Origin of the sequence: Marinobacter iranensis (genome assembly GCF_029207565.1) — a bacterium.
GTDB lineage: Bacteria > Pseudomonadota > Gammaproteobacteria > Pseudomonadales > Oleiphilaceae > Marinobacter > Marinobacter iranensis.
Window position 1 is genome coordinate 1 of record NZ_JANCMW010000024.1, and the last position, 9,146, is coordinate 9,146.

General features: G+C 51.9%; 11 protein-coding genes. 1 reads left to right on the plus strand and 10 read right to left on the minus strand.

Features of this window, described 5'->3' with window-relative positions; all coding sequences use genetic code 11:
• Positions 1-104: 104 nt before the first annotated feature.
• From NLU14_RS21110 to NLU14_RS21130, 5 genes are all read right to left on the minus strand, one after another.
• Positions 105-785 (minus strand): AbiU2 domain-containing protein, encoded by a 681-nt coding sequence (locus NLU14_RS21110; protein ID WP_275710338.1) that lies wholly within the window; start codon positions 783-785, stop codon positions 105-107.
• 9 nt (positions 786-794) lie between these two features.
• A complete protein-coding gene (locus NLU14_RS21115) occupies positions 795-1,211 on the minus strand; it encodes a hypothetical protein (RefSeq protein ID WP_275710340.1) in 417 nt (138 codons plus the stop codon).
• 41 nt (positions 1,212-1,252) lie between these two features.
• Positions 1,253-2,338, minus strand: coding sequence for a DUF3644 domain-containing protein (locus tag NLU14_RS21120; RefSeq protein ID WP_275710342.1), 1,086 nt, complete (start codon positions 2,336-2,338; stop codon positions 1,253-1,255).
• A gap of 450 nt (positions 2,339-2,788) precedes the next feature.
• Positions 2,789-3,211 (minus strand): VOC family protein, encoded by a 423-nt coding sequence (locus tag NLU14_RS21125; RefSeq protein ID WP_275710344.1) that lies wholly within the window; start codon positions 3,209-3,211, stop codon positions 2,789-2,791.
• A gap of 40 nt (positions 3,212-3,251) precedes the next feature.
• Positions 3,252-4,025 carry a helix-turn-helix transcriptional regulator gene (locus NLU14_RS21130; RefSeq protein WP_275710346.1) on the minus strand — a complete coding sequence of 258 codons (774 nt, stop codon included), beginning with the start codon at positions 4,023-4,025 and terminating at the stop codon, positions 3,252-3,254.
• A 486-nt stretch (positions 4,026-4,511) separates the two neighbouring features.
• On the opposite strand from NLU14_RS21130, the gene NLU14_RS21135 reads away from it, so the two are divergent.
• A complete protein-coding gene (locus NLU14_RS21135; protein ID WP_275710348.1) occupies positions 4,512-4,811 on the plus strand; it encodes a hypothetical protein in 300 nt (99 codons plus the stop codon).
• An 85-nt stretch (positions 4,812-4,896) separates the two neighbouring features.
• Here the strand turns inward: NLU14_RS21135 and NLU14_RS21140 are convergent, their stop codons facing one another.
• The 5 genes from NLU14_RS21140 to NLU14_RS21160 all read right to left on the minus strand — a co-directional run bounded on the left by NLU14_RS21140 (position 4,897) and on the right by NLU14_RS21160 (position 9,054).
• Entirely contained in the window at positions 4,897-5,487 is a 591-nt protein-coding gene (locus NLU14_RS21140; protein WP_275710350.1) for a DUF2931 family protein, read from the minus strand.
• Positions 5,477-7,228, minus strand: a complete 1,752-nt coding sequence (locus NLU14_RS21145; RefSeq protein ID WP_275710352.1) for a type VI secretion system PAAR protein — start codon at positions 7,226-7,228, stop codon at positions 5,477-5,479. The genes NLU14_RS21140 and NLU14_RS21145 overlap by 11 nt, the downstream gene beginning before the upstream one ends.
• A 227-nt stretch (positions 7,229-7,455) precedes the next feature.
• Positions 7,456-7,926, minus strand: a complete 471-nt coding sequence (locus NLU14_RS21150) for a GNAT family N-acetyltransferase (RefSeq protein WP_275710353.1) — start codon at positions 7,924-7,926, stop codon at positions 7,456-7,458.
• 210 nt (positions 7,927-8,136) lie between these two features.
• The gene (locus tag NLU14_RS21155) at positions 8,137-8,433 is read right to left on the minus strand and encodes an antibiotic biosynthesis monooxygenase family protein (RefSeq protein ID WP_275710355.1); all 297 of its coding nucleotides are present in this window, start codon (positions 8,431-8,433) and stop codon (positions 8,137-8,139) included.
• A gap of 81 nt (positions 8,434-8,514) precedes the next feature.
• Positions 8,515-9,054 (minus strand): hypothetical protein, encoded by a 540-nt coding sequence (locus NLU14_RS21160; RefSeq protein ID WP_275710357.1) that lies wholly within the window; start codon positions 9,052-9,054, stop codon positions 8,515-8,517.
• Positions 9,055-9,146: the final 92 nt, after the last annotated feature.

The following is a 9,146-nucleotide window of genomic DNA, read 5'->3' on the forward strand; positions in this document are numbered from 1 at the left end:
TTCTGGTCATCAGACACCTCGTTTATGGTGGTGATATTACCACCTACGTTGGTGTCCGGAATCATTGAACCACTACAGTAGGTACGTCCGACAACAGCCGATTGTTAAGCCTTGATTCGATCTAGCAAAGAGGTGACATCTTGTTCCATTCTTTGCTCTTCATGGAGTTCGTAGTCTCCGATTTTTCGTAACTTCCCATTGTGCATTAGATCAAAAACTACGTTCTCAACTTGACCGAACAAGGCCAGAAAACTTTGAATTTCGCCAATATTTGTCCGACCAAAGATCTCAGTTACATTTGAAAGAGATGCAATTTCCTTGTGAGCCATGACCTTGTTCCGTATCGGTCGGTAGATCTCTTCATAACGCTTTTGGTGTTTGGTGACTTCTCCTCTCAAACGCTGGAAATCTGGCACCTTTGCTTCATAGACTCTCCCCATGTAACTTTCCAACCAATCAGCCTCAATACCATTCTGGTCAGTCATCTTGCGCTCACGTATATGCCGAGAGTCGAACTGATCAACGTTTTCGATACAAAACCTAAGAAATGCGTGCACAGAGAATGCATCGCCATCGATATCGAAGAGCCGGCCAATCGTTATGAAAAATGTCGTCTGCAAGGAGTGCGTGATTACGTTCCAAGTTGCCGCGTTTCGGTTTAAACCATTTCGGACCGCTCGATCATTTGATCCAATATTGTTTAAATGCTTCCACGCATAAAATGCCCAGGTTGCCGTGGCAACCTCGTCTCGATAAAGCTTGAGCGCTTCCTCAACCTTCTCCAAGAATCCCCCTCATGCTCCAAACTTCCAATCGCCTCTTTCCGTGCATAGAGCTTGCCACGTCCGTTTATCTATCAGTTTTTTACCATACGGGCCATATGTGCCCCATGCTACCGATATATCCTCATCCCAGCAGGCATCGCACAACAGCGCTTCGTAATGTATGTCACCCGAAACGATATCGTTTGCTATTCGCTCCAGAGAGGTGGGGTTACAGCAATAGCAATTTTTGCTACCCATCGGGTCTCGGACGTGTAACGGGCCAACGATCTGCCTGTATTTACCGGGGGCGACGATTTTCAGCCTTTGTTGCGCTGCCTTCAATATCTTCTGCTTTTCTAGACGAGTTGCATTATCTATGAGGTTTAAAAGCTCTTTCTCAGTGTCATGACAACCCTGATTGATCTTGGCCAAAAGCTTCTGAGACATGGGTAGCCCCTAATCTAATGCTCGTACCTACCTAGCTGTAATTACATCCTGTACTGATCAACATCGAGCTTCTCAGCGTCACGCTCTTTCTGTCGCAGTTCTTTTGGTTCGAGACCTGAAGATTGAATGAAATGAGTAAGGAAACTTACCCAAGCATCTTGATATACATAATCACCGTGGGTCTCATCATAGAGACAGAACTCAGCTTGCGTATCGAATGGATCATCAGCCCCATTTTCAGGTCGAATCGAGAAAATTTTGTATAGAGTAGTGTGAAGATTTTGAGTGATTGATTTGCCAACCAAACCTTCGTTTACCTTTTTAACAACTTCCGAAGGCTTAAGGCGCCCAACATTAGCGGCCTGTACTTTTACAGTTTTATCTTTAATTATTACATTGAGCTGCTCATAGGCTGCCTTATCCTCTTCGCTTAATGCATCCCATCTAACGAACTCCACCGCTGCATCGGCTCGGTTGGTATTAGATATTTTCGGAATTTGTATTAGCTTGATGCTATATTCCTGTGAGTTGTAGGTTGCTTCATCAAGTGAATTTCTATACCTCTCAACAAACGACACTATCTCAGATAGGTCTTTCGACAGTGCCGACCGATTGGCTTTATCTTGCTGTTTCGTTCTAATATGTGAGAATTGCAAGCTGTAAACCAAAGCCTCGTTGATTGAATATGTTCTACCAAAAAAATCTATAAGTGTAGTTTCATAGTTAAAGAGGAAGGACTGACATTCACCAAATATAAGCGTATCCACCTCTCTCTTTTCGATATGCCTGTGCTCAATTTTATTTCTTAATTTCATAAAGAAATTTATATTGCTTTCGACGGCATGATCGAGATTTCCGTATTTTTTGATGCAAGTGGAAAGCTCCCACGCTTTTCTCTCACCATCCACCGTGTCATATCGCCCGTTCTTTTTCTTATAGTAATACTTGTCACCAATGGTGACATTAAAATATGCATGAAAAAGACGGGTCCATGCGATTATCATCATCGCGATGAACCCTTCACTGCGGAAGGTCGTCCTTGGTTTGTTGTAGATCTCCACGGCTAGCAAGGCCGAATCAATCGACGCATCAAGAATAGACTTTGTCTTGCCTTTGCGTAACTTCAACCTCCCTCCTCGGTAGCTCTCTGGATGTAACACCGAAGCATTTAATGGTCGTGCGCAGCATGACCTTTAAATGTCTGTTGGACTAAGCCGCCAGAGCCGCTGCTATCGAGCGACGTATAAGGATAAAGTAATTCGGGGGCAGGAGCCGGAGCGGTGAGTCTGGTTGCCGAGTTGCATCAGCACCCGCGAACATGGGCCTCGTTTTATCCTTCATGGGGCGGTTCCTTGTTGTGGTTTCATTCAGACTACCCCGCAGATACTGCTTTTTCCAGTCCTGGACAGTACAGACGCCCAGCTCCCAAGGAACTGTAGGCTTTCACCCGCCAGATCAGGATCTAGCCAGTCGGCACGGCCGCTATTCTGAACCGGGGGATCTGACGAACCATGCGAACCAGACCCTCATCACAGCGTGGGCATGGCCAGCAACGTTGGGACTCTGGGGTCACCCGGCTAATCTTCGACCTCCCAAGCAGGATTCCAGGCGATTTCCCAAAGGTGGCCGTCAGGGTCTTGGAAGTATCCGGAGTACCCGCCCCAAAACCGGTCACGGGCAGCATCTGTGACCTTAGCCCCAGCCTTTTGCGCCAATTGCATGATGGCGTCGACCTTCTCCTTGGATCCGACGATATGTCCGATAGAAATTTCGGATGAGCTAGGAGAGTCCAAGGGAACATTCGCATCCTTGGCGAGCGCAGGTCTTGGATAAAGCGCTAGAATCAAATCATCGTTCATGTTAAAGAAAACAACGGCGCCGTCCTCGAATTCGGTACCGATAATACCTTCGGTAGGTAGACCCAGACCGTCACGGTAAAAGGCCAGTGCGCGCTCCAGATCGGCCACTCCCAGGGTGATCACTTTGATACGAGGCTTCATAAACTATTCTCCTTTCAGCCAGGTCAGTCTCCAGCCTAGCTCATGAGGACAGCGGGGAATTGAATAAATCGGACAACGCCACGCTGGATAATTGCCGAGGCAGTAGGCGGGTCGGAGACTGACCGGTCAAAGTGCGCACCTCGCGGCACAGGTGCGCCTGATCGGCATAGCCGGATTCCATCGCCAGCCAGGTCAAGCTGGTCGATAAGGAGGTATTGGCCAGCCAGCGCACACGCTGCAGCCTCATGATGCGCTGGAACACCTTGGGACCATAGCCCAGGGCAATCTGGCAACGGCGATGCAATAGCCGCTCACTCAGTTGCAGTTCCTTGGCCAATTGCTGAATCTGCCCATCAGGATTGGAGGCGAGCCAGTGGGCGGTGTAGCACATGGTCGGGTCCAATGGGGCGATATCAACGAAGTACTTTTGGAGCAGGGCCGGCAGCTTGGTCGAGGTGAGCTGGGTAGCCGTGCATAGAGGGCTGGTTCGCAAGATATCCGCCAGTGGCACATGCAGATTGCGCAACTGCGCTGCGGGAAGACCCAGGGCGACTCCGGCCCAGCCTGGACGCAGGCGGGCTCCCAACACGGTGGTCCCCGGAGGCAGGGGAAAGTGCTGTGCCCGGTCCATGGGGCCGGCTACCAATGGCGTAGCGCCATTCAGCCAGATCAGATCCACACAACCATCCGGCAGAATGGGTCGCTGGCCGTCGGTGTTGCCAGTGATGTGCAACTGCCAAAGGCAAACCAGTTGCCGAGTCAAGGCTGGCGGTGGCGGCCATTCCCGATAGTGGAACTTGGACAAGACGTGCACAGTTACCTCTCTGCAAGCATCGCCCGCAGCATTCGCGGCTTTGGAATGAAGGCGAAGCCGTAATGGAAAAAGCGTCGCCATGCCTGCGATTGATACTGATTGAGCCTTCTCCCCAGCCCAGCGGTTGCCCGCTAAGTTGGAAGGCGACCAAGCACTACAAGGGAGAAGACTCATGAACTTTTACCATAGCACCCACCGGCATTATTGTGGAATCGATTTGTACGTCCACAGTCTGTACGCCTATGTTCTTGACGAACAGGGTGAAATTCTTCGGGTGGAGATTCCATTCGTGGAAAACCAAGCCCTTGTTCCTGCATATGAAAAGTGGGAAGACATAGCCTCCCAATGCTCGAAAATCCCGTTAAATTCCTCTAGTGTTTTCTGGTAGCGCTGGAAGGCAACGGAGTGATGGACGATTGGATAGTTAGCCAGGGAGAATAGTATGAGAGGCAAAGGAACCGTATTGCTGGGCCCAGGTGCTCGGCAATGAATGCAGTGATTCTACGCAAAGCGTCGTATCCGTCGGCGCTGCTGCTAATCACGGCTGTGCAGGCCTGGATCTTCTATATCTTCAGCCGGTTCATTTTTGCTGGAGAGGGTGTTGGAGTCTACGCGGGGATCTTATATCTGATCGCTCTGGTGGTCAGTGCATTGTTATGGGCTGCGTCATATTACTACCAGCGGGGCAGGGCAAAGGCAGTGGTGTTTTGGGTCATTGCCTTGGCAATGATGCCAATAATATTGATTCAGCCAGTGTGGTGGTCTGCGCCGGTGATTGGCAATTAGATGTACGGTTAAGCCAACGGGGGAGGGGAAGCATGTAAAAATATACTGCCCCCGCTACGTGCACCGCAAAGTCGTACACACCTGGCTACCAGGGTGATGGCATGCTCCCCTCATCGATCAATTCCTGGGTTTGTAATCGGTAGCCGCTTGGGTCTCCTTCGACGACTTCTGCCTGGACATTTTCGATCAGCGGCGTGTGAAAATCGCGGCTGCGGTCATACCCGCAGATGGTACAGAAAGCGCTCCACCAAGCCAGCGCCTCTCCTTTTCCGGAAAACCCAACGACAAGATGATGGCGGTAATTCTCGTTTGGATAGTCCCGATACCACCGGCGCAGCTTCTCGTCGAGGTCATCGGGGAGTGAGAAGGTAACCTCATGGAACGTCTGGGTCCGGTAGGAGAACCAACGGGCACGCACGGTACTGGGTGCTGGCTTGGGGCCCAATATAGCAATTGCCCCTCCAGGAGGGTCATGGTCAAACCCCCCTCCCAACGTACCGCCAGGAGAACTCCAAGTGTCGTCGAATGTAATGTCTTCAACCCAGACCGGCCAACCCTTCGGCCCTCCCGCTAGGGACACTCCAAAGTCATACTCGCGAGGTTCCGAAGAGCAGGCCGCCGCCAGGAATGACAACAGGATAATAAAGGTAACTCTCAGAGCCGTGTCATTGCGCACGTGCCACTCCTACATTGGACGAGGTTATGGCCTGGGTTGGCCTGTTGTAGAAAACCGTCCGTTTACCGGAAGGCTCCGGACCCAGCCCAAGCTTGTAGATGCTATGGGAGGTATGGATGTATCCGCCCAGGTAATCCCTTGCCACGGCCAGTGATCCCCCGTTTGCTTGCCAATTGGTTAGAGCACCCTGCAAGTTTTGGGGGATTTGGTAGCCCTTGTCGTTCGTGTTCATTTGCCTGAGCGGCACGTCGCTCTGTTCTGCGAAATCGTACATCCGGTGCAGGTTATGGATAGCCAGTTCCTTGCGGGTGCGCCGGCGCTCCTGTACGTGGATATCACCGTTCGGTTGGGGCACCGCCACAACAGTCCGGCCTGGTCGCGCGTACTGCGCTTCAAGTTGCGGAATGGCGGTGCGTTGGGTGTGGCCACCGTCGGCAAGGCCGGAGTGGATGCCAAGAACGATTTTCTCGATGTTCTCGAAGCCCTTGTCCGGGTTCTCGTAACCGCCACCCACATCAGAGTGGGCTCCAGGTACGGCTATTTCCGTGAAATGTGATGGGCCATTGCCGTTGGCATCCATAATACTGCTCAGAGGAAAATTCTTGCGGATCTCATGGTAGGCCGTCAACTGCAACACCCTCTTGGCGCTACCAGGCGACAGGTTCAGGTTGAAGTCCAGGTTGGCGTCGCGTCCCGGTATGTAGAAACTACCCACGGTATCAAACAGGCCGACGAAATTTACCCGTACCTTCAAACCGGATGGGAAAGCGGGTACCGGCTTGAACCCCACCATCGGCGCAAACAAAGAGGCGCCTTTAAATTGGGGCAGCAGGACGGTTTCCGGTTGTTCATTGACCAGGTTGACAAAATGCCGGGCCAGGGCCGCGCCACGGCTGAAGCCGAAGACATCGAAGACCACTTCGTCGTAGTCTCCATTTTCCAGGTTGAGTCGAACATCCCGCAAGGCCGTTTCAATTCGATTGTGCCCCCCTTCAGGACCGACACCCAAACCTAGACCCATCAGGTCCTCCGGAGCCTCAAAGCCATCCGGGGTGTGCTTGCCGTCAATGGTTCCAGGCCCATCAACGTAGATTCTTCGGTAGTTGCTGCCAAAACCATCGTCACGATACAGCTCATGCAGCTTTGCTACATTCGTCACATCGCGGTTCGTCAGGATTTGGTCATTGCCCCTGTGGTTGCCGGTGCCATCGAAGAACACGCCCAGGCGCAGGGTCTTGCCGGACTCGTCAATAGCCTTGGTGGCTTGAGACGAGGTTGCGCCTGAAGCTCCACCTCCGCCGTTGTGGCTGGAGGTGCCATTGCGCAGTTGCGTGCCAGAAGGGGCTGATGTGCCCTTGGTGCGATTTTGAGTTGAACTGGATTCTGCGATTACAGGGGTAGGGTGAGGGTTTGCCCCCGAAAGACCAGAGAAAGGTACTGGTGTATGAGTATCGCCTACCACCGCGCTACTATTGCCAATGGTAACCCCACCACAGGAAATCGCACCACCGGTAATGGCCACTGGCAGGCCGTTTATGAAAACCGTACTTGAACCGGAGGTGATGGTGCGTGGATGGGGTGGGTGCTTGGGTTTGGAGTGGGGGGCAAGTTGGTCACTTACCCGGGCGACGGGCTTGCCGTCAATTAGTACATTGGGGGAACCGCTGATTACCGGGGTGGGTGGGAAACCTTGGTGATCCGTACCGAGGTCTCCGACCAGGACGACTTTCTTGCCGCTCATTGATCGCTCCTTGCTCATCCATGAAGATCTTGGGATATCTTTTAGAACTCCCGAGGCATCCTTGCCGGGCACGTATGCCCTTGTGTGACTATCCTTCAGAGCTAAACGTGCTCCATACAGCCAAGTCGGAGTCTAGCAAGGTGCAATTGGGTGTCAAGGAGCACCAGATTCCGGACTCCGCCAAAAGGGCCACCGCCGTCGGCACCGGGCGTGGATCGGGCCTTTGCTCATGCGCCAGTCTTACCTGGTTTGTTGGAGCCTTTTAGATCTTTCACATAAACATGGGCCGTCTTGGTAAGCTCAAAACCAACAGACGGATAAAACCCATGAGACTCCGAACGACTTACATTGGATCGCACCACAACCCGTGAGAGCCCCTTGGTGCGGGACCAGTCCTCGACAGCCTGAACGAGCAACCGCCCAACACCGGCCCGTCGGGCACGGGTGCTCACAACCAGCCCGGTGATTTCGGACGTAAACAGCTCACGGAGAGAAATACGCCTTTCTACGACGGCCCACCCAACCACTGAGGCATTTGAAACGGCCACAAATATCTGATGGTTCGGGGATTCCAGCAGCGCCTCAAGCCAGGCTCCAGTCTGAGACTCATTGGCGGCGTAACCCCATTCCAGGACCAGGTCGTGTATACCCGATAGGTGTTCAGGTGTTCCTTTCTGGATTGAGATATCCGTATTCATTCAAGAGACCTGCTGACAGAGTGAATCAGTGCTTCTTGCCCTCTAAGAATCGGCCTTCATAGCTGACCGCGCCCTTTCGATCGGTACGCTCCACGCCGTGAGATCCAGCGCCATGCCGGTGGCGTTCTCCACGAGCGACAACCCATGTGCGGTGAGCTGCTCCGCCAGGTTGGCGGGCTGCGCCGTGGGATGGACCAGCCACAGGAATTTTCAACGAGTAAAGTCATCTATTTCATCGTATACCGTAGCTGAAATTCGCTCCCCTATCTTTCGCATATCAACCATCTCCGACGGATTCTCAGAGCCCCAAAATGCTCTCCAACTTTCCATTGAACCCCATTTTGCCACCGTGATCACTTCAGTTTTATCCTCTGGACTACGAAGCATGAAGCTTCCCAGCGCCCCTGGCACCGTTTCATGTATTTTGTTCGTAGTACGACTCCATACCTCTTGAAAGCTGGTAAAATTTTCTTCCTTTACTTTCCAACGATATACTACTCGAATCACAATCAACTCCCTCGCACATAATGCTTCACGACAGTGGCGTCCGGCGGCCATTGGCCGCATGCTGATGCGGTTTGTTATAAATTACCTTGCGCCCTGGTAAAGAACCTGATCGTCAATCCCAAGGTCTTGGCGCATCGCATTCAGCATTTGATCTGCTTTCTCCCTCATTTCTTCCCAAGTAGCGGACCTACCCTCGTAAACTACCGGGATAAAAAAGTCGATCATCTCGTTATACCTATCCATCACCTCTTGTTGAGATACGAGCGAGATATAGCCATATGCTTTGTGTCGATTTAAAGCAAAATTCTCCTCGACTGAGGGCGTGAAACCATCCCTTTTTCCAAGGGAAACTGCCTCAAGCTCACGTAAAATTTCGCTCACGATCAAAACCACATCCCTGTATAGATCCAGCTTGTCATGGTGACGAGTCAGATCTTTTTGCTTAAGAATGTCGAGTTCTTTTCTATAGCCTTCCAATTTCTCCGCATGGATCGCTCTTTCATTCTGGAGCATCCGTTTGGCCCAAATGCCGCCGAGCCAATGAGAGCAGGCAATGACGATCAGAGCTCCACCACCTAGTGATGCAATGATAGCCCCTGCAACCTGAAAAACTTCTTCCATAATTACACCAATTTATAATCGGGATAGGGAGGCACCTCACGATGCCCCTCCTCCCACATCACCGGGCATACGGATCACGTACCACGGCGATT

Coding starts and splice junctions, on each gene's coding strand:
- NLU14_RS21160 (WP_275710357.1), bottom strand. CDS start 9,054: ATGGAAGAAGTTTTTCAGGTTGCAGGGGCTATCATTGCATCACTAGGT.
- NLU14_RS21125 (WP_275710344.1), bottom strand. CDS start 3,211: ATGAAGCCTCGTATCAAAGTGATCACCCTGGGAGTGGCCGATCTGGAG.
- NLU14_RS21145 (WP_275710352.1), bottom strand. CDS start 7,228: ATGAGCGGCAAGAAAGTCGTCCTGGTCGGAGACCTCGGTACGGATCAC.
- NLU14_RS21115 (WP_275710340.1), bottom strand. CDS start 1,211: ATGTCTCAGAAGCTTTTGGCCAAGATCAATCAGGGTTGTCATGACACT.
- NLU14_RS21135 (WP_275710348.1), top strand. CDS start 4,512: ATGAATGCAGTGATTCTACGCAAAGCGTCGTATCCGTCGGCGCTGCTG.
- NLU14_RS21150 (WP_275710353.1), bottom strand. CDS start 7,926: ATGAATACGGATATCTCAATCCAGAAAGGAACACCTGAACACCTATCG.